This window comes from Ochrobactrum sp. SFR4 (genome assembly GCF_019730395.1).
Lineage (GTDB): Bacteria > Pseudomonadota > Alphaproteobacteria > Rhizobiales > Rhizobiaceae > Pseudochrobactrum.
In genome coordinates this window covers 1-306 of sequence record NZ_JAAPBB010000564.1, presented here as the reverse complement: position 1 = coordinate 306, position 306 = coordinate 1, and the positions used below count along the sequence as shown (strand labels likewise).

Annotated in this window: 1 protein-coding gene; it reads left to right on the top strand. The window is 60.8% G+C overall.

Annotation, left to right across the window (positions count from 1 at the left end; all coding sequences use genetic code 11):
- Window positions 1–92: 92 nt before the first annotated feature.
- On the top strand, window positions 93–306 hold a 214-nt coding region (locus HBA93_RS20265; protein WP_221724472.1), incomplete at its 3' end, for a recombinase family protein.

The window sequence follows — 306 nt, the reverse complement described above, 5'->3', positions numbered from 1 at the left end:
GACGCTTTGTTTATGAAGCTGGTTGAGATACATTTCCAGCGAACAAATCATTCGTGGCCAGCGCCCCCCCCTCAAACCACCGTTTAAGAAACATGCTGATCGGATACGCTCGCATCTCCAAAGCCGATGGCTCCCAGTCCCTCGATCTGCAGCACGACGACCTGCGCGCCGCCGGCGTCGAACAGGACAATATCTATGAGGATCGAGCTTCCGGCGGCCGCGACGATCGGCCCGGACTGGCCGCCTGCCTGAAATCCCTGCGCGACGGCGATGTGCTGGTGGTCTGGAAGCTCGACCGCCTCGGGC